Annotated in this window: 22 protein-coding genes; 15 read left to right on the top strand and 7 right to left on the bottom strand. The window is 70.5% G+C overall.

Features of this window, described 5'->3' with window-relative positions; all coding sequences use genetic code 11:
* Positions 1 to 223: 223 nt before the first annotated feature.
* From AMK33_RS33780 to AMK33_RS33755, 6 genes are all read left to right on the top strand, one after another.
* Positions 224 to 547, top strand: coding sequence for a TraR/DksA family transcriptional regulator (locus tag AMK33_RS33780; protein WP_073936830.1), 324 nt, complete (start codon positions 224 to 226; stop codon positions 545 to 547).
* A 43-nt stretch (positions 548 to 590) separates the two neighbouring features.
* Positions 591 to 962, top strand: a complete 372-nt coding sequence (locus AMK33_RS33775) for a TraR/DksA family transcriptional regulator (RefSeq protein WP_201263131.1) — start codon at positions 591 to 593, stop codon at positions 960 to 962.
* The gene (locus tag AMK33_RS33770; protein ID WP_073936828.1) at positions 959 to 1,762 is read left to right on the top strand and encodes a rod shape-determining protein; all 804 of its coding nucleotides are present in this window, start codon (positions 959 to 961) and stop codon (positions 1,760 to 1,762) included. Before AMK33_RS33775 ends, AMK33_RS33770 begins: the two co-directional genes overlap by 4 nt.
* Before the next feature lie 42 nt (positions 1,763 to 1,804).
* The gene (locus AMK33_RS33765; RefSeq protein WP_073936827.1) at positions 1,805 to 2,428 is read left to right on the top strand and encodes an Rv1733c family protein; all 624 of its coding nucleotides are present in this window, start codon (positions 1,805 to 1,807) and stop codon (positions 2,426 to 2,428) included.
* 411 nt (positions 2,429 to 2,839) lie between these two features.
* Complete coding sequence (locus tag AMK33_RS33760) at positions 2,840 to 3,841, top strand: glycoside hydrolase family 11 protein (RefSeq protein WP_073936826.1); 1,002 nt, start codon at positions 2,840 to 2,842, stop codon at positions 3,839 to 3,841.
* A gap of 28 nt (positions 3,842 to 3,869) precedes the next feature.
* Positions 3,870 to 4,862 carry a polysaccharide deacetylase family protein gene (locus AMK33_RS33755; RefSeq protein ID WP_073936825.1) on the top strand — a complete coding sequence of 331 codons (993 nt, stop codon included), beginning with the start codon at positions 3,870 to 3,872 and terminating at the stop codon, positions 4,860 to 4,862.
* A 51-nt stretch (positions 4,863 to 4,913) separates the two neighbouring features.
* On the opposite strand, the gene AMK33_RS33750 is transcribed toward AMK33_RS33755, so the two are convergent.
* Together AMK33_RS33750 and AMK33_RS33745 are read right to left on the bottom strand one after the other, a co-directional pair.
* The gene (locus tag AMK33_RS33750) at positions 4,914 to 5,555 is read right to left on the bottom strand and encodes a dienelactone hydrolase family protein (protein WP_073936824.1); all 642 of its coding nucleotides are present in this window, start codon (positions 5,553 to 5,555) and stop codon (positions 4,914 to 4,916) included.
* Between the two features lie 14 nt (positions 5,556 to 5,569).
* Positions 5,570 to 5,965, bottom strand: a complete 396-nt coding sequence (locus AMK33_RS33745; RefSeq protein WP_073936823.1) for a DUF2267 domain-containing protein — start codon at positions 5,963 to 5,965, stop codon at positions 5,570 to 5,572.
* A gap of 146 nt (positions 5,966 to 6,111) precedes the next feature.
* Here AMK33_RS33745 and AMK33_RS33740 point away from each other — a divergent pair, with 146 nt between their 5' ends.
* The 3 genes from AMK33_RS33740 (at position 6,112) to ctaF (ending at position 8,676) form a co-directional block, all read left to right on the top strand.
* The gene (locus AMK33_RS33740; RefSeq protein WP_073936917.1) at positions 6,112 to 6,447 is read left to right on the top strand and encodes a DUF6343 family protein; all 336 of its coding nucleotides are present in this window, start codon (positions 6,112 to 6,114) and stop codon (positions 6,445 to 6,447) included.
* Positions 6,448 to 6,652: 205 nt separating this feature from the next.
* Complete coding sequence (gene ctaD / locus AMK33_RS33735; RefSeq protein ID WP_268817393.1) at positions 6,653 to 8,260, top strand: aa3-type cytochrome oxidase subunit I; 1,608 nt, start codon at positions 6,653 to 6,655, stop codon at positions 8,258 to 8,260.
* Positions 8,257 to 8,676, top strand: a complete 420-nt coding sequence (ctaF, locus tag AMK33_RS33730; protein WP_073936821.1) for an aa3-type cytochrome oxidase subunit IV — start codon at positions 8,257 to 8,259, stop codon at positions 8,674 to 8,676. Before ctaD ends, ctaF begins: the two co-directional genes overlap by 4 nt.
* Here ctaF and qcrB read toward each other — a convergent pair.
* The 3 genes from qcrB to AMK33_RS33715 all read right to left on the bottom strand — a co-directional run bounded on the left by qcrB (position 8,637) and on the right by AMK33_RS33715 (position 11,857).
* Entirely contained in the window at positions 8,637 to 10,307 is a 1,671-nt protein-coding gene (gene qcrB, locus AMK33_RS33725; RefSeq protein ID WP_073936820.1) for a cytochrome bc1 complex cytochrome b subunit, read from the bottom strand. The two genes, ctaF and qcrB, sit on opposite strands and share 40 nt — an antisense overlap.
* 136 nt (positions 10,308 to 10,443) lie before the next feature.
* Positions 10,444 to 10,764: a DUF2795 domain-containing protein gene (locus AMK33_RS33720; RefSeq protein ID WP_073936819.1), complete on the bottom strand. Its 321-nt coding sequence runs from the start codon at positions 10,762 to 10,764 to the stop codon at positions 10,444 to 10,446.
* 79 nt (positions 10,765 to 10,843) lie between these two features.
* Positions 10,844 to 11,857 (bottom strand): LacI family DNA-binding transcriptional regulator, encoded by a 1,014-nt coding sequence (locus AMK33_RS33715; RefSeq protein ID WP_073936818.1) that lies wholly within the window; start codon positions 11,855 to 11,857, stop codon positions 10,844 to 10,846.
* A gap of 302 nt (positions 11,858 to 12,159) precedes the next feature.
* Between AMK33_RS33715 and AMK33_RS33710 the strand changes: the two genes are divergently transcribed.
* The 4 genes from AMK33_RS33710 to AMK33_RS33695 all read left to right on the top strand — a co-directional run bounded on the left by AMK33_RS33710 (position 12,160) and on the right by AMK33_RS33695 (position 17,192).
* Positions 12,160 to 13,467, top strand: coding sequence for an ABC transporter substrate-binding protein (locus AMK33_RS33710; protein ID WP_073936817.1), 1,308 nt, complete (start codon positions 12,160 to 12,162; stop codon positions 13,465 to 13,467).
* A gap of 297 nt (positions 13,468 to 13,764) precedes the next feature.
* On the top strand, positions 13,765 to 14,760 hold the full coding sequence (locus AMK33_RS33705; RefSeq protein ID WP_073936816.1) for a carbohydrate ABC transporter permease: 996 nt from the start codon (positions 13,765 to 13,767) through the stop codon (positions 14,758 to 14,760).
* Positions 14,761 to 14,772: 12 nt separating this feature from the next.
* Entirely contained in the window at positions 14,773 to 15,696 is a 924-nt protein-coding gene (locus AMK33_RS33700) for a carbohydrate ABC transporter permease (RefSeq protein WP_073936815.1), read from the top strand.
* A gap of 59 nt (positions 15,697 to 15,755) precedes the next feature.
* Positions 15,756 to 17,192: a GH1 family beta-glucosidase gene (locus tag AMK33_RS33695; RefSeq protein WP_073936814.1), complete on the top strand. Its 1,437-nt coding sequence runs from the start codon at positions 15,756 to 15,758 to the stop codon at positions 17,190 to 17,192.
* A gap of 183 nt (positions 17,193 to 17,375) precedes the next feature.
* Here AMK33_RS33695 and AMK33_RS33690 read toward each other — a convergent pair whose 3' ends face one another.
* Positions 17,376 to 18,101 carry a hypothetical protein gene (locus AMK33_RS33690; RefSeq protein ID WP_107425292.1) on the bottom strand — a complete coding sequence of 242 codons (726 nt, stop codon included), beginning with the start codon at positions 18,099 to 18,101 and terminating at the stop codon, positions 17,376 to 17,378.
* Between the two features lie 248 nt (positions 18,102 to 18,349).
* Between AMK33_RS33690 and AMK33_RS33685 the strand changes: the two genes are divergently transcribed.
* Positions 18,350 to 19,348: a helix-turn-helix domain-containing protein gene (locus tag AMK33_RS33685; protein ID WP_073936812.1), complete on the top strand. Its 999-nt coding sequence runs from the start codon at positions 18,350 to 18,352 to the stop codon at positions 19,346 to 19,348.
* Between the two features lie 245 nt (positions 19,349 to 19,593).
* Here the strand turns inward: AMK33_RS33685 and AMK33_RS33680 are convergent, their stop codons facing one another.
* A complete protein-coding gene (locus AMK33_RS33680) occupies positions 19,594 to 20,547 on the bottom strand; it encodes a LacI family DNA-binding transcriptional regulator (RefSeq protein WP_383464163.1) in 954 nt (317 codons plus the stop codon).
* Between the two features lie 207 nt (positions 20,548 to 20,754).
* Between AMK33_RS33680 and AMK33_RS33675 the strand changes: the two genes are divergently transcribed.
* Positions 20,755 to 22,059, top strand: a complete 1,305-nt coding sequence (locus tag AMK33_RS33675; RefSeq protein ID WP_073936810.1) for an ABC transporter substrate-binding protein — start codon at positions 20,755 to 20,757, stop codon at positions 22,057 to 22,059.
* Positions 22,060 to 22,063: the final 4 nt, after the last annotated feature.

Below are 22,063 nucleotides of genomic sequence, written 5' to 3'. Positions count from 1 at the left end.
CCGGCCAGCCTGCACCAGGAGCGGCCTCCGGTCGATGGGCCCCGCGACCCATTTCCGCCGGCCCGCCCGACCCACACCGGGCGGGGTGGGTCCTCGGACCCCGCTCAGATGGGTACCGCGCCCGATGGGCGCCGGGACGGAAACGGGCGAGGGTGGGGACAACACCCGTACGTCACAGCCGTACGCCACCCCTGCACGTCACCGTCCCCGAGGAGGACCACCCGTGTCGCTCGACCTGCCCCGAACCGAAACCCGTACCGCCCACCCGGCCGCCGACGAGGTCCGCCGGCGCCTCGAACACGCCCGTACGACCCGGCTCGCACAGCTCAAGGCCCTCGACGAAACGGGGCAGAGTCCCGGCGACCACCTGATGTCCAACCAGAAGGACGCCATCAAGCGTGTCCTGAAGGAGATCGACGAGGCCTTCGCACGCGTCGACGACGGCACCTACGGCACCTGCCTGGGCTGCTCCAAGGCCGTACCGCCGGAGCGGCTGGAAATCCTCCCGCACACCCGGTACTGCGTCGCCTGCCAGGGCCGCTCCTAGATCCTGTCGTCCTTCTCTCCCGCTCTGCCCAAGGGGTGCAGTGGTGACCCACCAGACCATCGGCGAGCGCGACACGGTCCTCGACGACGAGGACCTCGCCGCGCTGCGCGAGAACCTGCACGAGCAGCGGCTGTTCCGGCAGGAGCAGCTACGGCAGTTCGCCGTCCACTCCTCGAACCGTGCCGACGACCGGCGCCGGGAGGCGGACGCCGCTCAGATCGAGGTCGGCGTCAAGCTCGCGGCGTCCGCCCGCATGGTGCTCGCCGACGTCGAGGCGGCGCTCGCCCGGATGGACTCCGGGCAGTACGGCACCTGTCACCTGTGCCGCCGCGCCGTCGAACGCCACCGCCTGCTGATCGTCCCCCAGGCCCGCTACTGCGGGCGCTGCCAGCAGGTGAGGGAGGCCGGCCGGTGACCGTGATCCGGCGTTCCTCTCCGGCACCGGTGCGGCACCGGCACTGGCCGCTGTGCCGGCGCTGCTCAGGTATCGCTCTCGACCTGGGCAGCGCCCGCACACGCGCGTGGATCGCCGGACGGGGCATGGTCCTCGACGTGCCCACCGTGACCTTCCCGGGCACCGGCGCGATCCACCCCATCCAGCGCGGCACCATCGTCGACACCCCCGGTACGGCACGGATGCTGGAGCGGCTGCTCGGGCACCGGCTGCCCCGGATCGGCCGCCCGCTGGTCGTCGTCACGGCGCCGGTCCTGGACGGGCTCGCCTTCCGGACCGCCGCCCGCACGGCCGTCGAGATCCTCCGCCCGCGCGCCGTACTGACCGTCCCCGGCGCCCGCGCGGTGGCCCTGGCGGCGGGCGCCGACCACATCCGGCCGCTGCTCGTCGTGGACATCGGCGCCCACCTCACCGAGGTGGTGCTGCTCGTGGACGGCGCGGTCACCGACGCCCGCCGCACCGCGCTGGGCACCGCCGACCTGGCCGACGGCACGTCACCCGGCGACATCACCGCGGCGGTGGTCGACATGGTGGCCGCGATGCTGCGGCAGGACCGCACCGGGCTGACCCGTGCCGCCCTGCGCCGGGGCGTCCTGCTGGCCGGCGGCGGCGCGCTGCGCCCCGACATCACCCGCGACCTCCCCGCCGGCCTCGGCTGCGCGGTCCAGCAGGTCCCGTCGCCGCACACCGCCGCCGTCCGGGGCGCCGCCGGCCTCCTCGCCTCGGCGCACCACCACCCCTCGGTCGCCGGAACCGTCTGACCGGCCCGACCGCCCGCGCCCGCCCCCGGAAGGAGCCCTGACGTGGCCGGCGAGATACCTCCGGCACAGCCGCCCCCGGGCCCGCCCCCGCGCCCCCTGCTGTGGCGCTGGCGGCCCAACCCCCTGCGCCGCCGCACCGACGCGCTCCACGCCTGGCTCGGCCTCGGGGCGCTGATCGCCGTACTGACCGTGGCACCCGTGGCCGCCGTCCTCGCCGGTGACGCCGCCCGCCGGCATTACGAGGACACCGCCCGCCACCAGAACCAGACCCGGTACGAGACGGACGCGACCCTCATCCATGACGCCCCGCGCCATCCCGAACCGGGCTCGGACGAGGAGAAGAAGACCCGCTACCCGGTCGAGGTCCGCGTGGTCACCCGCGAGGGGCGGACCCGCACCACCCGGGCGGAGGTCCAGCCGGGGCTGGCCGCCGACAACACCGTACGCATCTGGGTCACCGCCGACGGCGAGGCGACGGACCGGCCGCTGACCCGCAAGGAGGTCCGCAGCCGCACCATGGGCTGGGCCCTCCTCGCCGCCATCGGCGTCGCCCTCACCGGGGCCGCCGCCCACGCCCTGACCGGCCTGGCCCTGCGCCGCCGCAACCTCGCCGACTGGGACACGGCCTGGGCGGAGACGGCCCCGCGCTGGACGACACCTACGTGAGGCGTGGTCACCGTCATCTGGTGACGAGGAACTTGACCCGACGCAGGGTGATCACCGTCTCCGCGGTGTGGAGGAGGCACCCGAGTGCTGCGGCGCGTGACCCGGCATCCCCTCGTGACCCGGCATCCCCTCGCGAGCCCGCTACCGGCAGGTGACATCGCTGGTCGCGTCCGGGGGAGCGAAACTTTCGCTTACTCTGCATGAGAGTTCGACATCTCTCCGCCGTCTGGTGTGGAGTCCCTGAATTTGACCGGTTAAGTACATCCATTGAGCTGGGCTTACGTGAATCGAGCCCAGTTTTTGATCAAGCGAAGATTTCGAAACATTCACCGAAACCGTTGACGGTTGACGCGTGCAGACCAACACTGTCCGGCATCGAGCCCTCACCGAGCCGCACAGGAGGCGCACCACATGCACGTGTCCGCACATCCGAAGGGCCGCAGACGCGGCCGCCTGCTGCTCAGCGTCAGGAGCGTCTGGACCATCGCGCTGGCCGCCGTCACCGCGCTGCTCCTGACCGCCACCACCGCCACCGCCGTCACCACGAACCAGACCGGCACCAACAACGGCTGGTGGTACTCGTTCTGGACCGACTCCCAGGGAACCGTCTCCATGGACCTGGGCTCCGGCGGCAACTACAGCACCCGGTGGAGCAACACCGGCAACTTCGTGGCCGGCAAGGGCTGGAGCACCGGCGGCCGCAAGACCGTCAACTACTCCGGTTCCTTCAACCCGTCCGGCAACGCGTACCTCACGCTCTACGGATGGACCACCAGCCCGCTCATCGAGTACTACATCGTCGACAACTGGGGCACCTACCGGCCCACCGGCGAGTACAAGGGCACCGTCACCAGTGACGGCGGCACGTACGACATCTACAAGACGACCCGGTACAACGCCCCCTCCATCGAGGGCACCAGGACCTTCGACCAGTACTGGAGCGTCCGCCAGTCGAAGCGCACGGGCGGCACCATCACCAGCGGCAACCACTTCGACGCGTGGGCCGGCAAGGGGATGAACCTGGGCAACCACAACTACATGATCATGGCCACCGAGGGCTACCAGAGCAGCGGCAGCTCCAACATCACCGTGAGCGAAGGAAGTTCCGGCGGTGGCGGTGGCGGTGGCGGTGGTGGCGGCAACACCGGTGGCTGCAACGCGACCCTGTCGGCCGGCGAGAAGTGGGGCGACCGCTACAACCTCAACGTCTCGGTGAGCGGCTCCAGCAACTGGACCGTCACGATGCGGGTCCCCTCCCCGGCGAAGGTCTCCTCGACCTGGAACGTCAGTGCGTCCTACCCCGACAGCCAGACCCTCGTCGCCAAGTCCAACGGCAGCGGCAACAACTGGGGCGCGACGATCATGGCCAACGGCAACTGGACCTGGCCGACGGTCTCCTGCAGCGCAGGCTGACCCCCCACCACGAGGAGGACCACCGCAGATGACCACCGGAAAAGCCCCCCGGTCCCTGGTGTCGGGACTGGCCGTCGCCGCGCTGACCCTGGCCGGCACCGCCACCGCGACCCTCGGCGCCGCACCGGCGCACGCCGCCGCCTGCAACGGCTACGTCGGACTCACCTTCGACGACGGCCCGTCGACCGGCAGCACCATGAACCTGCTCAACGCGCTCGAGCAGAACGGGCTGCGGGCCACGATGTTCAACCAGGGCCAGTACGCCGCCGCCAACCCCTCCCTGGTCAAGGCCCAGGTCGACGCCGGCATGTGGGTCGCCAACCACAGCTACACCCACCCCCACATGACCCAGCTGAGCCAGTCCCAGATGGACTCGGAGATCGCCCGCACCCAGCAGGCGATCGCCAACGCCGGCGGCGGCACACCGAAGCTGTTCCGACCGCCGTACGGCGAGACCAACTCGACGCTGCGCGCGGTCGAGGCCAAGTACGGTCTGACCGAGGTCATCTGGGACGTCGACTCGCAGGACTGGAACAACGCGAGCACCGACGCCATCGTGCAGGCCGCCTCCCGGCTCACCAACGGCCAGGTCATCCTGATGCACGACTGGCCGGCCAACACCATCGCCGCGATCCCGCGCATCGCGCAGAACCTGGCCTCCCGGGGCCTGTGCGCGGGCATGATCTCCCCGCAGACCGGCCGCGCCGTCGCCCCCGACGGTTCCGGCGGCGGGGGAGGAGGCGGTGGCGGCGGCACCGCCTGCACCGCGACCCTGTCCGCGGGCAGCCGCTGGGGCGACCGCTACAACCTCAACGTCTCGGTCAGCGGCGGCAGCGACTGGACGGTGACCATGAACGTGCCGTCCCCGGCGAAGGTCTCCTCGACCTGGAACGTCAGCACCTCCTACCCCAACAGCCAGACCCTCGTCGCCAAGTCCAACGGCAGCGGCAACAACTGGGGGGTGACGATCATGGCCAACGGCAACTGGAACTGGCCGACCGTCTCCTGCAGCACGGGCTGAGACCGGGGCGGGCCGCGGCACACACCGTGCCGCGGCCCGCCCCGTGCCCGGTCACAGATGGTCGCGGAACCAGCCGGCGGCGAGTTCGGCGACCTGCTCCAGCGCGCCGGGTTCGGGAAAGAGGTGGGTCGCGCCGGGCACCACATGGATGCGGTGCGTCGCGGACAGCCGGCCGGCGGCCTCACGGTTGAGGCCGAGCACCGTCTCGTCGTCGCCGCCCACCACGAGCAGCACCGGGCACGCGACCAGGCCGAGCGCGTCGCCCGCCAGGTCCGGGCGCCCGCCCCGCGACACGACCGCCGACACCCGCTTGGGCCGCTCGGTGGCGGCCACCAGCGCCGCCGCCGCTCCCGTACTGGCCCCGAACAGGCCCACGGGAAGGTCCACGCCGTCCGGGCGCTGCTCCAGCCAGTCGACGGCATGCGCCAGTCGCCGGGCCAGCAGGCCGATGTCGAAGCGGTGCCGCCCCGTCGCGTCGTCCTCGCGCTCCTCCTCCGGGGTCAGCAGATCCAGCAGCAGCGTGCCGAACCCCGCCCCCTGCAACGCGGTGGCGACCGCCCGGTTGCGGGGACTGAGCCGTGAGCTGCCGCTGCCGTGCGCGAACAGCACCACCCCACGCGCCCCGGCGGGGACCACGAGGTCCCCGGACAGGGCCGCCGCACCCGAGGGAACCGTCACGGACTCGGAGACCATGCCCGGTCACCTCCTCAGTCGGTGTCGTCGGCGGCACGGCCGACGGGCAGCAGGCCGCCGATGTCCCTGGGCAGCGCGGCGACCAGCTTCTCCGTCAGCTCCGGAGTGAGGGCCGCGTCGAGCACTTCCAGTACGGCGGCGGCCTCGCGCACGGCCCCGTCCTCGTCCGTCTCCGCGCGTCCGGCGATCCGTCCGGCGAACGTCGTCAGGTCGAAGCGCTCACCCGAGGTGGTCTGCCGCATGGGCGCGGCCAGGGTCGGCGGCAGCTGGGCGGCCACATGGCCCGCCAGCCCGGACGGCAGCCGCTCGGCCAGCGTACTCAGCACGGCCCGGGTCGCCCGCTCGGACGTTCCCCGGTCCGGCAACCGAGTGAGAGCCTGCACTTTTCCGATGAACTCGTCGTGCTGCATGAGGCGCTGTCCTTCCTCATGGTGCGGTTGTCGGCGGTCGGGCACCGGGCGAGTACCCGGAACGGGTCCGCACCAACGAACGCCGGTTTGTCACCGGGGACGGCGGCTACCCGGCCGGCGCGAACGTGATGGAGGAGGTGCCCGACGTGCGTGATCCCCGTACCGGTCCCAACCGCGAGCCGGTCTCCCGGGCCCGCTCCGGAACGATCGGCCGCCGCTCCCCGCGGACCGGCACCGAACCGGTCACCGCGCGGAGCCCGCTGCGGCTGCGCCTGCTGCTCGCCGCGGTCTTCCTGCCCCTCTTCCTCGCGGGCACCGTGCTGTTCGGCACCTGGGCCGCGCGCTCCGACGCCGGCGACAGCCCCGGCCGGGGCCCGCTGATCCTGCTCGCCGTCGTCTGCGGCGTGCTCGCGCTGACGGCCCTCCTGGACCTGACGGTCGTACTGCGCCGTCTGCGACGGGAACGCGGCACCGCCCACTGAGCGGCCCCCCGCGCACGTCCCCCGGTCCCTTCGGTGTCGTGGACGCCGGTTGCGGGCGTACCGGACTAGTCTCACGTTTCGGATCCGGGGACGAAGGGGACCCAGCCGTCCGTGACCGGGCCGTCACCGGCTGACGGCGTGCCGACCGGAGAGGCGGTCGCAAGTGACCGAGTTGCAGGAAGGCCGCGTACAGGCGGCCCGTCCCGTGGCCCCGCCCCTGGGACGGGCACTGGTGCGGCTCACCCGCACCACCGACCACAAGGTCATCGGCAACCTGTACATGGTGACCTCGTTCTGCTTCTTCCTGTTCGCCGGGGTGCTCGCCCTGCTGATGCGGAGCGAGCTGGCCCGTCCGGGGCTGCAGATCGTCACCGAGCACGAGTACAACCAGCTCTTCACCATCCACGGCACGATCATGATGCTGCTGTTCGCGACACCCATGTTCGCCGGTTTCGCCAACGCGATCATGCCGCTGCAGATCGGCGCCCCCGACGTCGCCTTCCCCCGCCTCAACGCCCTCTCCTACTGGCTGTACCTGTTCGGCGCGCTGATCGTGGTCAGCGGATTCCTCGTACCGGGCGGCGCCGCCTCGTTCGGGTGGTTCGCCTACGCGCCGCTCAACAACGCCGTGCGCACCCCCGGGGCCGGCGGTGATCTGTGGACCATGGGTCTGGTGGTGACCGGCGTGTCCACGACCCTGACCGCGGTCAACTTCATCGCCACCATCCTGTGCCTGCGCGCCCCCGGCATGACGATGTTCCGGATGCCGATCTTCACCTGGAACGTGATGTTCACGTCGATCCTGGTACTGCCGTCCTTCCCCGTGCTCACCGCCGCGCTGTTCGCACTGGAGGCCGACCGCAAACTCGGCGCGCACATCTACGATCCTGCGGGCGGCGGGGCGATCCTCTGGCAGCACCTGTTCTGGTTCTTCGGACACCCCGAGGTCTACATCGTCGCCCTGCCGTTCTTCGGCATCATCACCGAGGTGCTGCCGGTCTTCTCCCGCAAACCGGTCTTCGGCTACCTCGGTCTCGTCGGCGCGACCATCGCGATCACCATGTTGTCGGCGGTGGTGTGGGCGCACCACATGTTCGCCACCGGGGCGGTGCTCCTGCCCTTCTTCTCCCTGATGTCGTACCTGATCGCCGTGCCCACGGGGGTGAAGTTCTTCAACTGGATCGGCGTCATGCGCCACGGCTCGCTCTCGTTCGAGACACCGATGCTGTGGTCCGTCGGCTTTCTGGTGACGTTCCTGCTGGGCGGCCTGAGCGGGGTGATCATCGCCTCCCCGCCGCTCGACTTCCACCTCACCGACAGCTACTTCATCGTCGCCCACCTGCACTACGTGCTGTTCGGCACCGTGGTGTTCGCGATGTTCGCGGGCTTCTACTTCTGGTGGCCGAAATTCACCGGGAGAATGCTCGACGAACGCCTCGGGAAGATCCACTTCTGGTCGCTCTTCATCGGCTTCCAGCTCACCTTCCTGGTCCAGCACTGGCTGGGGGAGATGGGCATGCCCCGCCGCTACGCCGACTACCTGACGGCCGACGGCTTCACCGCCCTCAACACCGTCTCGTCCCTCGGCGCGCTGCTGCTCGGCGCCTCGACCCTGCCCTTCCTCTACAACGTCTGGAAGACCGCCCAGCACGGCAGGAAGGTCGACACCGACGACCCCTGGGGGTACGGCAGGTCCCTGGAGTGGGCGACGGCCTGCCCGCCGCCGCGCCACAACTTCACCGCCCTGCCCCGTATCCGCTCCGAGTCACCCGCCTTCGACCTGCACCACCCGGAGAAGGAGTGGCGCTCATGAAGACCGAGGCGGTGCTCTTCGCTGGCGTGGCCGTCTTCTTCGGGGTGACGGCGAGCATCTACGGGGCGTGGGCCCAGGACCCCGCCGGTACGGCCGTCCTGATCGTGGCCTTCCTGATGGCGGCACTGGTGTCCTTCTTCCTCACCGTGCAGTACCGGCGGCGCGGGCGCCGGCCCCAGGACACCAGGGACGCGGAGGTGGCCGACACCGCCGGGCCGGTGGAGTTCTTCCCGCCCGACAGCCCCTGGCCGATCACGCTGGCCGGCGGTTTCGGCGTCGCGGCGGTGGGCGTGGTCTACGGCGTGTGGCTGCTGCTCATCGGGGTCGGCCTGCTCGGAATGGGCGTCTTCGGCATGGTGTTCGAGCACGCGGGACGTCAGGCGCCGGGCGAGTCGTCCGCCGAGGAGCCGCGCTGAGCGGGTTCCCCGGCCGTGACCTCGGACGCGTCCTCGGACGTGACCTCACCGGGCGGCGCCTGACGCGGCCGTGACGGGCCGGTGACCCACGTGCCCAGTGCCCCGCGCAGCCGCGCGAGACGCCCGCCCCGCCCGTCGGTGGCCGGCGCCGACACCGCCAGGCTCCCGCGCAGCACGGTGTGGCGCTCGGCCGCCTCCAGCGGCCGGTGGCTCTCCACGTATCCCCCCTCGACCGACTGGCGTACGTCTCCCGTCTCCTCGCCCTCCTCCATCCGCTCGTACTCGGCCTCCTGAAGGGCCAGGCACACCCGCTTGGTGACCATGAAGGCGGCCACGGGCACGACGAGGGCGGAGATCCGGAAGATCCACGTCAGCAGGTTGAGGGAGATCTCGAAGACGTGGGAGATGATGTCGTTGCCGCCGGCCAGCAGCAGGACGCCGTAGAAGGCGGTGCCGGCGACACCGAAGCCGGTGCGCACGGGCCGGTCGCGCGGCCGGTCGCACAGATGGTGCTCCCGCCGGTCACCCGTCGCCCACGCCTCCAGGAACGGATAGGCGTACAGCACCGCGAACAGGGCGGCCGGCAGAGCCACGGCGGGCAGGAACACGTTCCACATCACGGTGTGCCCGGCGACCTCCGTCTCCCAGCGCGGGATCAGCCGGAGCGATCCCTCCAGGAAGCCGACGTACCAGTCCGGCTGCGAACCGGTCGACACGAGGTCCGGGCGGTAGGGCCCGTAAGCCCACACGGGGTTGATCTGGGCGACGGCACCGAGGAACGCCAGCACCCCGGACACCATGAACATCAGGCCCGTGGACGTCGTCATGAACTGCGGGAACATCGGTTTGCCGACGGCGTTGCGATTCGTCCGTCCGGGCGCCGCCCATTGGGTGTGCTTGAGGTAGAAGACCAGGATCAGATGGACGACGACGAGCGCGACGATCAGCCCGGGGAGCAGCAGGATGTGCAGCGAGTACAGCCGGCTGATGATGTCGTCCCCCGGGAACTCGCCGCCGAAGGCGAACATCTGCACGTACGTGCCGACGACCGGGATCGACAGCATGATGCCCTGCGCGATCCGCAGCCCGGTCCCGGAGAGCAGGTCGTCGGGGAGCGAGTAACCGGCGAAGCCCTCGGCCAGGGCCAGCGTGAACAGGGTGACGCCGATGATCCAGTTCACCTCGCGCGGCTTGCGGAACGCGCCGGTGAAGAAGATCCGCAGCAGATGCGCCCCGATCGCGGCGACGAACACCAGGGCCGCCCAGTGGTGGATCTGCCGGATCAGCAGCCCGCCCCGCACGTCGAAGCTGATGTCGACGGTGGACGCGAAGGCCTCGGACATCCGTACGCCCCGCAACGGGACGTACGACCCGTCGTAGACGACCTCCGCCATGGACGGCTTGAAGAAGAGCGTGAGGTAGACACCCGTGACGAGCAGGACGACCAGACTGTAGAGCGCCAGTTCGCCCAGGTAGAACGACCAGTGGTCCGGGAACGCCTTCCGCAGCAGCCGCCCGCCCTCACTGACCGGCAGCCGCCCGTCCAGCGCCCCGGTACCGCGCTCGGCGGCGCCCCGCGCCTTCCCGGCGACCGCCCGAACCTTCCGCCGACCACCCGGAAACAAGATCATATCGAGAGCCGTCCATGGGGGGATGGAGTCAAAGCATGGGTAGTCCGAAGCGGCCGGTCCGAAACAGCCGGAAACGGCCGGAGGACACCCGCCCTCCTCACACCCCCGGACGGCTCACCCGCGCCGTCCGCCGGGGTCAGCGGTCCAGTTCGTCCTCCACCGGCGGTTTCGGCACGTCACGCAGGTGCTGGGACTGACCCCGCCTGCCGCCCGCACGGGCCTGCTCCGCCTGCTGCGCGGGGCTCAGACCGAGGTCGGAATCGGGGTCCACGCGCACCGACCGGGCCACCTCCTCACGATTGGCGTACTGCTCGGCGGGAATGCCGCGCAACGCCTTGACCACGTCCGGCGCGGCACCCGACCGACTGGCCGCCTGGACCAGGTCGTCCTTGCCGGCCGGGAAATCGACGTCCTTGATGGCGCTCACCACGTCCCGGGCGCTCGTCCTGTGGGCCATGGCTCCTTCTCCCTCATCGCGGTACTGGAACCTCCCGGGTAACCGCCATCGCCCGTCCCTCACCTCCGCGCAGGCCCCGCTACGACGACTCCCGCACCACCAGCTCCGTGGGCAGCGTCCGCTGCTGCCGGGGCCCGCCCTGCTGGGTGATGCCGGTGAGGATCCGGGCCATGGTGCGGCCGATCTCCTCCACCGGCTGGCGCACGGTCGTCAGCGGCGGGGCGGTGTGACGGGCGAGGATGGAGTCCTCGTAGCCGACGACGGCGACGTCGTCGGGGACCCGCAGCCCCCGGCGGCGCAATTCGGCCAGGGCACCGACCGCCATGAGGTCGGAGGCGGCGAAGACGGCGTCCAGATCCGGGGCGCGTTCAAGTAGCGAACACATGGCCCGGCAGGCACCCCCCTCGGTGAAGTCGCCCTCCTCGACCAGGAGTTCGTCCGCGGGCACCCCCGCCTCCCGGTGCGCGGTGTGCCAGCCGGCGAGCCGGCTGCGGCCGACGTCCATGTCCAGCGGGCCGGTGATCGTGGCGATCCGGGTCCGGCCGCGGTGCAGCAGGTGCCGTACCGCCGCGGTGGCGCCCCCGGCGTTGTCGGAGTCGACGTAGCTCAGCCGTTCGCCCGCGTCGCGGCGGCCGGCCAGCACGGTCGGCAGTCCCATCTCCTCCAGCATGCCCGGCAGCCGGTCGTCGGCGTGCACGGAGACCAGCAGGACGCCGTCCACGCGGTGCGTCGCCACCGTCTCGGTGAGCTGGTCGCGTTCGGCCTGGTCGCGGACGAGCATGAGCTGAAGCTGGGTCCGGCTCTCCGCGAGGGCGCCGCTGACACCGCGGATCAGCGCGGCGAAGAACGGTTCCGAACCGAGCCGGCTCTCCGACTCCGGGATCACCAGGGCCACCGCGTTGGTGCGGTTGGTCACCAGGCCGCGGGCGACCGAGTTGGGAACGTAGTTCAGCTCCTTGATCGCGGCCAGGACCCTCGCACGGGCGTCGGCACTGACCAGGTCCGAGCCGTTGACGACGCGGGAGACCGTGGTGCGGCCCACGCCTGCGCGGGCCGCGACCGTTTTGATGGTCGGACGGCGGTTGCCGCTCATGTGCTCCCCCCTGGGCGGCCGCGGCGGCGATGCCTGCCGCGGAGATGACCTGCGGCAATTCTTGCAGACGCCGCCGTCGGTCCAGCACCCCCCGGGGGCGGGACGGCGGACGCGGGGCCCGGTACGAAACGACAAGTTGGTTTCAAGTTATTGACAGACCTATCCATCAGCCATGAGTCTTCGTTGCGCGGTGGGAACGTGCCCACCCCGGAATGGGTACGTTCCCATCCCTATCAGAGCCGCTGTAGTCATCGCAGAACTCGTCACCTCGGTGTGTCAGCGCCGTCGCTAGGAGGAGATCCATGGGCACTTACGGTTCGTCGCGCAGGAAGGCGGTGGCGTCGGCCGCGGCCGTCGGCGCGCTGGCACTCGTCGTCGGCTGCGGCGGCAGCGACGACTCGGTCACCGGTGGTGGCAAGAAGGACGGCAAGGTCACCATCACCATGGGCCTGTACGGCGTGATGGGCCTCAAGGAGACCGGCCTTCTCGAGCAGTACGAGAAGGAGAACCCGAACGTCGACATCAAGGCCGACATCGCCGGTGACGAGCAGACGTACTACACCGCGCTGCAGACCCACCTCGCCGCCGGCAACGGCCTGAAGGACATCCAGGGCATCGAGATCGGCCGGGCCAAGGAGATCACCGAGACCCAGGCGGACAAGTTCGCGGACTTCTCCGACGTGGCCGGCACCGACCACTTCCTGCCCTGGAAGGAGTCCCAGATCAGCACCGCGGACGGCAAGGTGCTGGGCCTGGGCACCGACATCGGCCCCATGGCCGTCTGTTACCGCAAGGACTACTTCGAGCAGGCCGGCCTGCCCGCCGACCGCGAAGAGGTCGGCAAGCTGTGGGAGGGCGACTGGAGCAAGTACGTCGAGGTCGGCCGCACCTTCAAGAAGGACTTCAAGGGCGACAAGGTGGCGTTCACGGACTCGGCCAGCGGCCTGTTCAACGCCATGGTCTACGGCTACCCCGAGCAGTACTACGACGAGAAGGGCGACCTGATCTACGACAAGAACCCGGCCGTCAAGGAGGCCTGGGCCCTGTCCGCCGATGCCGCCGAGGAGGGCCTGACCGCCAAGCTCCGCCAGTTCCAGCCGGGTTGGGACCCGGGCCTGGCCAACGGCACGTTCGCGACCGCGGTGTGCCCGGCCTGGATGCTCAGCCACATCAGCGAGAAGGCCGGTGAGGCCAACAAGGGCAAGTGGGACGTCGCCAGGGCGCCCAAGGGCGCCAACTGGGGCGGCTCCTTCCTCGGTGTGATCGAGCAGAGCCCGGTGAAGGAGGAGGCCAAGAAGCTCGTCGCCTGGCTGACCGCGCCGGAGCAGCAGGCCCACATCTTCAAGGAGATCGGCAACATCCCGTCCTCCGAGAAGGCGCTCCAGACCGACGACGTGAAGAACGCCAAGTCGGAGTACTTCGACAACGCGCCGATCGGCCAGATCTTCGGTGCCGCCGCGCAGGAGATCCCGGACAAGCAGGTCCTCGGCCGCAAGGACGGCACGATCAAGGACACCTTCTCCCAGGGCCTGGCCCTGGTCGAGCAGGGCACCGCGCGTGACGAGGCGTGGAAGACCACCACGGAGCGCATCGAGAAGGCCGTCGGCTGACCGACGCCTCCCGCGCCCGCCCGGGCCCGTCGGGCCCTGTCGTCGGACTCCCGCCCGCCTCACGACGCCGTGCACGCTCCCCGGAGAGGTACTCCCACTCGCCGCACCGGGCCCTGACCCGAGTACGTCCGGTACAGGGCTCAGGGCCCGGCACGCCGAGAGCACGCACCTGACGCCGCAAGGCCCGCCCCACGGGCGGCCGACGGAAGCCCGACGACAGCCCGACGACAGCCCCGGCCTCCCGCCGACGGGCCCGGGCCCCGCCTCACACATCCGCTCTCAGGAAGGAAAAGTCCGGTGGCCACCTCCACCACCAAGGCCCTGACCGGCGAGGAGCCGCCGGCCCCGCCCGGCGCCACGGGCGGCGGGAAGACCGCCCGCCGGCGCGGCGCATGGCTGCACCGGCTGGACGTCAAGGGCGCGCCGTACGCGTTCGTCGCGCCGTTCTTCGTCGTCTTCGCCGCGTTCAGCTTCTACCCCCTCGTCTACACCTCGTGGATCTCCCTGCACGACGTGGAGCTGGCCACCCTCGACGTCATGGAGTGGGTGGCGTTCGACAACTACGTCGAACTCTGGGGCGACTCACGGTTCTGGAACGCGCTGCAGAACACCATCACCATCGGCGTCATCTCCACGGTGCCGCAGCTGATGATGGCGCTCGGCCTGGCGCACCTGCTCAACTACCGGATGCGCGCCTCGCTGTTCTTCCGCGTCGCCTCGCTGGTCCCGTACGCCACCTCGGTCGCCGCCGCCGCGCTCGTCTTCACCATGATCTTCGAGCGTGACTTCGGCATGATCAACTGGGCGCTCGGCTCGGTCGGCATCGACCCGGTGCACTGGGAGTCCGACAAGTGGCCCGCCCAGGTGGCGATCTCCACCATCGTCATCTGGCGCTGGACCGGCTACAACGCGCTGCTCTACCTGGCCGCCATGCAGGCCATCCCGGCCGAGCGGTACGAGGCGGCGTCCATCGACGGAGCGTCCCGGTGGAAGCAGTTCACCCACGTCACCGTCCCCGGCATCCGCTCCACCATCGTCTTCACCATCGTGCTCTCCACCATCGGCGCCACCCAGCTCTTCGGTGAGCCGCTGATCTTCGGCCAGGGCCCCAACGGCGTCACCGGCGGCGCCGACAACCAGTACCAGACGCTGGGCCTGCTGCTGTACGAGGAGGGCTGGAAGAACTACCAGATGGGCCGCTCGGCGACCGTCGCCTGGGCGATGTTCATGCTGCTCGTCCTCGCCTTCGTGGCGCAGCGCCTGATCAAGCGCCTGCGCTCCCGTACGTCCTGACCTGGAGTCACCATGACCACCAACAGCCTCCCGGTCCGGACGGAGCCCCCGGTCCGGACCCCCGTCGAGAAGCCGGCCGGCCGCGGCGGCCGCCGGCTGCTGCGCCAGGGCGCCGGCCGCCAGCACCACGCCGGCCCGCTCGCCTACGTCCTGCTCGTCGTCATGGCGGTACTGTCGATCTTCCCGCTGTACTGGACGATGGTGGCGGCCTCCACCGACAACACCCGGGTCAGCCAGACCCCGCCGCCGTTCCTGCCCGGCCCGAACCTGTTCAGCAACCTCGCCCGGGCCTGGGACGAGGCGGCGATGGGCAAGGCCATGGTCAACAGCCTGATCGTGGCCGGGGTGATCGCCCTGTCCACGGTGATGTTCGCGACGCTGGCCGGATTCGCCTTCGCCAAACTGCGGTTCAAGGGCCGCAACATCCTGCTCATGCTGGTCATCGGCACCATGATGGTGCCGCCGCAGCTCGGCGTCGTACCGCTGTTCATGATGATGTCCGAGCTGGGCTGGTCGCAGCAGTTGCCCGCCGTCATCTTCCCCACGCTGGTGAGCGCCGTCGGCGTGTTCTTCATGCGGCAGTACCTGTCCGAGGCGCTGCCCGACGAACTCGTCGAGGCCGGACGCGTGGACGGGGCGCACTCGCTGCGCATCTTCTGGAGCATCGTGCTGCCCGTGGCGCGGCCCGCGATGGCCGTCCTGTTCATGATCACGTTCGTGCACGCGTGGAACGACTTCTTCTGGCCGTTCGTGGTGCTCGACATGACCAACCCGACCGTCCCCGTCGCCCTCACCCAGCTCAGCGCGGGTTATGTCCGCGACCAGTCGCTGATCATGGCGGGCGCGCTGCTCGGCACGCTGCCGCTGCTGGCGATGTTCATCGTCTTCGGCCGCCAGATCGTCAGCGGCATCATGGCCGGCGCCGTCAAGGGCTGACCCGCACCCGCTCCGCCAGGCCTTCGCCTGCGGAATCCCCTCACCCCGAAAGGACTTACGTGGTCACCGCACAGCAGACCGCGTCCGCCCCGGACGCCGCCCGTACCTTCCCCAAGGGCTTCCTCTGGGGCTCCGCCACCGCCTCCTACCAGATCGAGGGGGCCGCCGCCGAGGACGGCCGTACGCCGTCCATCTGGGACACCTACGCCCGCACCCCGGGCCGGGTCCGCAACGGCGACACCGGTGACATCGCCACCGACCACTACCACCGCTGGCGCGAGGACGTCGCCCTCATGGCCGAACTCGGCCTGGGCGCCTACCGGTTCTCCCTGGCCTGGCCCCGGATCCAGCCCACCGGCCGCGGTCCCGCCGTGCAGAAGGGCCTGGACTTCTACCGGCGCCTCGTCGACGACCTGCTGGACAAGGGCATCCAGCCCGTCGCCACCCTCTACCACTGGGACCTCCCGCAGGAGCTGGAGGACGCCGGCGGCTGGCCGGAGCGCGCCACGGCCGAGCGGTTCGCCGAGTACGCGGCCCTCGCCGCGGACGCCCTCGGCGACCGGGTGAAGACCTGGACGACGCTCAACGAGCCCTGGTGCAGCTCCTTCCTCGGCTACGGCTCCGGCGTGCACGCCCCCGGCCGCACCGACCCGGTCGCCGCGCTGCGCGCCGCCCACCACCTCAACCTGGGCCACGGCCTGGCCGTCCAGGCGCTGCGCGACCGCCTTCCCGCCGCAGCCCGGTGCTCGGTCACCCTCAACATCCACCACGTCCGCCCGCTCACCGACAGCGACGCCGACGCCGACGCGGTCCGCCGGATCGACGCGCTCGCCAACCGGGTCTTCACCGGCCCGATGCTGCAGGGCGCCTACCCGGAGGACCTCCTCAAGGACACCGCGGCACTGACCGACTGGTCCTTCGTCCGCGACGGCGACCTCGAACAGATCCACCAGCCGCTGGACTTCCTCGGCGTCAACTACTACTCGCCCACCGTCGTCTCCGAGGCCGACGGCACCGGCACCCACAACTCCGACGGACACGGCAACAGCGCCCACAGCCCCTGGCCGGGCGCCGACCGGGTCGCCTTCCACCAGCCGCCCGGCGACACCACCGCCATGGGCTGGGCCGTCGACCCCACCGGCCTGTACGACCTGCTGCGCCGCCTGTCGTCCGACTTCCCGAAGCTGCCCCTGGTCATCACCGAGAACGGCGCGGCCTTCGACGACTACGCCGACCCCTCCGGGAACGTCAACGACCCCGCCCGGATCGACTATGTGCGCGGCCACCTGGCCGCCGTGCATCGGGCCATCGTCGACGGCTCGGACGTGCGCGGCTACTTCCTCTGGTCGCTGCTGGACAACTTCGAGTGGGCCCACGGCTACGGCAAGCGGTTCGGCGCCGTCTACGTGGACTACCCGACCGGCACCCGCATCCCCAAGGCCAGCGCCCGCTGGTACTCCGAGGTGGCCCGCACCGGCATCCTGCCCGGCGCCTGACCGGAAGGGCGCGGTGGTGCACGCCATGCCGATGACCACTGCGCTGCGTGCCGAGGACCGAGTGGCCCCTGGTGCGGCACAGTAGGCGGGCGGGCGGCACCCCGGTGACGGGGGGAATCCGGTGGCGCCGCCGGAACGGGGGGACCGGTCCACGCACCGGTCCCCCCGGGGCGGGCCGGTTCCTCAGGCGGCCGTGTCGATCAGGAGGTGGGAGCGGGCGGTGGTGAACAACCGCCGCTGTTCGGCGAGACGTTGCCGGGTCGCCGTCGTGTCGACCAGGAGCTGGTACACCTGGCCCGCCTTGCCCGCGACGAACACCTCCAGGCGTTTGCGCGGTTCGCTCTGTCCCACGTAGTGGTAGTCCATCTCCAGCCAGATCGCGTCCCGGCCGTTCTGCCGCGTGGTGTGGTGGACGACCTCGAGGCCGTCCATCGACGACTCGGAGGCGATGCGGTACCAGTCGAGCTGCCCGGCCGAGGCGGCCCGGGCGGTCGGCCCGTACGAGGTGTCCCGCTTGACGCTCAGGTCGTACGTGCCGTCGGGGGAGCGCCAGGTGCTCTGGATCCCACTGGCCGGCTGCCGGACCCAGCCGTCCGGCAGCGCGAAGGAGACGGTCAGGCCGGGTTCGTCGACCCGGTGCCAGCCCTCGGGCGGGGGCGGGGCGGAGGGTCCGGGGCCGTCGCTTCCGGCCCGGGTGCTCGGCGGTCCGGAGGGCCCGGGTTCGTCATCCCCGGCTGCCCGGGTGCTCGGCGGCGTGGTGGGAGCCGACGTGGTGGGGGCCGGTACGGCAGCGGCCCCGACGTCGTCCGCGACGCTCCGGTTGGCGGCGGAGCCGCCGATCAGCGGGACCCCGAAGAGCGCCAGCAGCAGACCGGCGACCGCGGTGATCGCCGAGACCACGGCCGCCACTTCACCCCACCGCCGACCCGGTGAGACTCCTCCGCCCGAACCGCTCAACTGTCCCCCCGCACCTCTTCCGTTCACGGCCAGGGACACCACTGTGCGGTACGCGGCCGGTTCCGTCCTCCGCCGGGCGCGCAGACTTCCTTGACCCTCCGTGCACCGCCGCCGCGAACTGACCGGCACCGTGCTCCCCGGGACGCCCACCCGCGGTGGAGAATGCGGCAGGGGATCACCTGCGGCGGGGGCGGAGGGCCATGGAGCGCGAGGACGCGGTGGGGAAGAGCGGGCCGGCGGGCCCGGTGTCCGTCTCCAGCGACAGCGTCAGCGGACCGGGCGGATTCGACCGGTGGGGCGAGATGGTCGGCAAGGCGGTCATGCCGGTGACGATGGCCAGCGAACACGCCGACCACTTCAGGGGCGAGGCGACCACACTGGAACTCGCGCACACCGAGGCGTCCGCCTTCTCCTTCTCGCCGATGTCGGCGTGGCGGACACCCGACCACATCCGGAGGTCGGACCCGGAGAACTACTACCTCTGCCTGGTCCACGGCAGTCCGATCGCCCTGGAGCAGCGCCGCAACGACGTCCTGCTCACAGCGGGGGAGATGGCGATCGTCGACACCTCGCAGCCCCTGTTCTGCGATTTCCAGGACCACGGCCGTCCCACCCGGGTGTCCCTGTTACGGCTGCCCAGAGCCGCCGTACCGCTGCCCGGTGACAGAACCGACGGACTGGTGGCCACCCGGCTGCCCGCACAGGCCGGTTCGGGCGCGCTGCTCGCCTCCTTCCTGACCGGTCTGCGAGTGAACGCCGGGCAGTTCGACACGACGGAGCTGCGACGCCTCGGCGCCATGGCACTCGAACTGGCCGCCACCTTCCTCGCCGCCCGTCTCGACCTCTCCCCGCCGCTGCCGGTCGAGAGCAGGCAGCAGGTGCTGCTGGCCCGGATCGACGCCTTCATCACGCACAACCTGTCCGACCCGGAGCTGAGTCCGGCGACGATAGCCGCGCACCACCACATCTCCGTACGCCTCCTGCACGCCCTGTTCGAGGAGGAACCCGAGACGGTCGGCGCCACGATCCGCCGCCGCCGGCTGGAACGCACCCGCGCCGACCTCGCCGACCCGCGACTGCGGCACCGGACGATCGGGGAGATCGCCCTCCGCTGGGGCTTCCGCCACCCCGCCGACTTCAGCCGCACCTTCCGCCGCGCCTACGGAATCTCCCCCAGCGACTTCCGGCACACAGCCTGAGCGAAAGTTTCGCCGTCGACGGGACGAAGAACAGCCGGGCCACTCAAGCGATGCGGTGCTCCGGAAGCCTCCGAAACATTCGGCCCCGGTCCGGCGTCCCTCACACCTCCTCGGGCGGAGCCGTGCTCACCGGTCGCGCGGGACGGTAGGCGGCACGCACGGGCGCCGCGTCTCCTGCGGGGCCTCGCGCCGACGTGGCGCCGCACGCCGGGCCGGCCGTCCTTCCGTGGCCGGTCCGGCGCCCCTCACGCCTCCTTGGGCGGAGCCGTGCTCTGCCGTACCACCAGGTGCGTCGCCAGCTCTATGCGCTGGGCGGCCGTGCCGGGGTCGTCCGGGCGGAGCAGCATCCGGGCGGCCTCCTCGGCCATGTGCCGCAGCGGCTGGTGGACCGTGGTGAGCGGCGGGCTCGACCACTGCGCCAGCGGTACGTCGTCGTAACCGACCACCGACAGCTCCTCCGGCACGCGCAGGTCCTTGACCCGGGCCGCCTCCAGCACGCCGAGCGCCTGGAGGTCGCTGCCCGCGAAGATCGCCGTGGGCCGGTCGGGACCCTCCAGCAGGTCCATGGCGTGCTCGAAGCCGCCCTGCACATGGAAGTCGCCGAAGCGCATCAGCCGCGGGTCGGTCTCCAGACCCGCCATCGCCATGGCCGAGCGGTAGCCGTCGAGACGCGCCAGTGAGCACAGCATGTCCTCGGGCCCGGTGATGATCGCGACCCGTTGGTGTCCCTGGTCGGTGAGGTGGCGGGTGGCGGCGAGACCGCCGGCCCAGTTCGCCGAGCCGACCGAGGGGACGTCCGGGTCGGGGTCGCCCGCCGGGTCGATGACGACGAAGGGGATGGCCGCCGCCCTGAGCTGGCGCTTGATGTCCTCCGGGAGGGTGGAGAAGACCAGCACGACGCCCAGCGGCCTGCGTTGCAGCACGCCCGGGAGCCACTCCGGCGCGGGGGTGTGCCGGGTGCCGCTCTCGGTGAGGACGACCGTCGCGCGGTTCTCCTTGGCGACGTTCTCCACGCCCCGGATCAGCTCCATCGCCCAGATGCTCTCCAGCTCGTGGAAGACGATCTCGATGAGCGGTGAGCGGGACGCCGACTGGGTGCGACGGCGGTAGCCGTGGGCGTCCAACAGCCGTTCCACCTTGGCCCGGGTGGCGCGAGAGACATCCGATCGGCCGTTGAGGACCTTCGAAACTGTCGGCATCGAAACGCCGGCCTCTTTCGCTACCGTGGCCAGGGTGACTCTACCGTTCACCTCGTCGTCTTCGTGCATAGGCGCAGGATACGGCACCACGCGTCGATAACGGTTTGGGCGAGTACTGAATCGACCGTTGACCGAAACACCGGTCTGACCTACTGTCCAGCGGCATGGACTTTCGGTGATGATGCCGAAACTTTCGAAAGGCGAACGATGAAGACACGTGCGCGCTTGCCCAGACTGGTCGCCTGCGGTGCGACGCTCGCCCTCGCACTGAGCCTCTCGGCCTGCGGCGACGGGAACGGCGGGGCGTCGGCGGACGACGGCAAGATCCATGTCCTGGTCTACGGGGACGCCAGCAACAAGGTCGAGAAGCAGCTCGTCGACAAGTTCAACAAGACGTCCGACGTCAAGGTCGTCCTCGACACCATCCCCGGTGCGGACTACCAGCAGAAGCTGCAGACGATCATCAGCACCCCCCAGGCCCCGGACGTCTTCTTCAACTGGGGCGGCGGCAGCATCAAGCCGTTCGTCAAGGCCGACCTGCTGATGCCGCTCGACGACTTCATCAAGAAGAACCCGGACCTGGAGAACAAGTTCCTGCCGTCCGTCTTCAACAACGCCGTCGTCGACGGCAAGCCGTACGGCATCCCGATGCGCGGCACCCAGCCGGTCCTGCTCTTCCACAACAAGGCGGTCCTCGACAAGGCGGGCGTCAAGCCGCCGAAGACCTGGGACGAGCTGCTCGACGCGGTCGGCAAGCTCAAGGACGAGGGCGTCACGCCGATCGCGCTCGGCGGCGGCGACGTCTGGCCGACGCAGATGTGGTTCCAGTACCTCTACGACCGCATCGCCGGACCGGAGCTGTTCGCGAAGGCCGTCGGGGGCGACAAGAGCGCCTGGGAGAGCGCGGACAGCAAGAAGGCCCTGAACATGATCAGGGAACTCGTCGACGCCGGCGCCTTCGGCAAGAACTACGACTCCGTCAAGTACACCAACGGCGGCTCGGTCCAGCTCGTGGCCGCGGGCAAGGCCGGCTTCGAACTGATGGGCTCCTGGTACTACTCCCAGCAGCTCACGGACCACAAGGAGTTCGCCGAGAAGGACCTCGGCTACACCGCCTTCCCGGCCGTCGAGGGCGGCAAGGGCGACCCGGCCAACGTCGCCGGCAACACCAACAACTACTACTCGGTGATGAAGAAGACCAAGCACCCCGAGGCCGTCGCCGAGTTCCTGAAGCTCATGTACTCCGACGACTTCGTCAAGGCGCATCTGGAGATCGGCAACCTGCCGACCACGACCAACACCGACAAGTTCATCGAGACCGCGGGCTCCCCCGAGTACTCGCGCTTCCAGTACGACCTGGTCGCCGACGCCCCGTCGTTCCAGCTCTCCTGGGACCAGGCGTACCCGCAGAAGGCCAGCTCGGACATGCACAAGGCCATCCAGCAGTTCTTCAACGGACAGCTCGACACGGACGGCTTCATCAAGGCCATGCAGGCCCTCCCGACCGAGTGACGAA

Origin of the sequence: Streptomyces sp. CB02400, from assembly GCF_001905725.1 — a bacterium.
Taxonomy (GTDB): domain Bacteria; phylum Actinomycetota; class Actinomycetes; order Streptomycetales; family Streptomycetaceae; genus Streptomyces; species Streptomyces atrovirens.
This window is presented reverse-complemented; position numbering and strand designations above follow the sequence as displayed.

Bases quoted from the DNA above. Each gene is read 5' to 3' on its own strand.
- AMK33_RS33760 (WP_073936826.1), top strand. From the start codon at position 2,840: ATGCACGTGTCCGCACATCCGAAGGGCCGCAGACGCGGCCGCCTGCTG.
- AMK33_RS33755 (WP_073936825.1), top strand. From the start codon at position 3,870: ATGACCACCGGAAAAGCCCCCCGGTCCCTGGTGTCGGGACTGGCCGTC.
- AMK33_RS33750 (WP_073936824.1), bottom strand. From the start codon at position 5,555: ATGGTCTCCGAGTCCGTGACGGTTCCCTCGGGTGCGGCGGCCCTGTCC.
- AMK33_RS33745 (WP_073936823.1), bottom strand. From the start codon at position 5,965: ATGCAGCACGACGAGTTCATCGGAAAAGTGCAGGCTCTCACTCGGTTG.
- ctaF (WP_073936821.1), top strand. From the start codon at position 8,257: ATGAAGACCGAGGCGGTGCTCTTCGCTGGCGTGGCCGTCTTCTTCGGG.
- qcrB (WP_073936820.1), bottom strand. From the start codon at position 10,307: ATGATCTTGTTTCCGGGTGGTCGGCGGAAGGTTCGGGCGGTCGCCGGG.
- AMK33_RS33720 (WP_073936819.1), bottom strand. From the start codon at position 10,764: ATGGCCCACAGGACGAGCGCCCGGGACGTGGTGAGCGCCATCAAGGAC.
- AMK33_RS33715 (WP_073936818.1), bottom strand. From the start codon at position 11,857: ATGAGCGGCAACCGCCGTCCGACCATCAAAACGGTCGCGGCCCGCGCA.
- AMK33_RS33710 (WP_073936817.1), top strand. From the start codon at position 12,160: ATGGGCACTTACGGTTCGTCGCGCAGGAAGGCGGTGGCGTCGGCCGCG.
- AMK33_RS33700 (WP_073936815.1), top strand. From the start codon at position 14,773: ATGACCACCAACAGCCTCCCGGTCCGGACGGAGCCCCCGGTCCGGACC.
- AMK33_RS33685 (WP_073936812.1), top strand. From the start codon at position 18,350: ATGGAGCGCGAGGACGCGGTGGGGAAGAGCGGGCCGGCGGGCCCGGTG.
- AMK33_RS33680 (WP_383464163.1), bottom strand. From the start codon at position 20,547: ATGCCGACAGTTTCGAAGGTCCTCAACGGCCGATCGGATGTCTCTCGC.
- AMK33_RS33675 (WP_073936810.1), top strand. From the start codon at position 20,755: ATGAAGACACGTGCGCGCTTGCCCAGACTGGTCGCCTGCGGTGCGACG.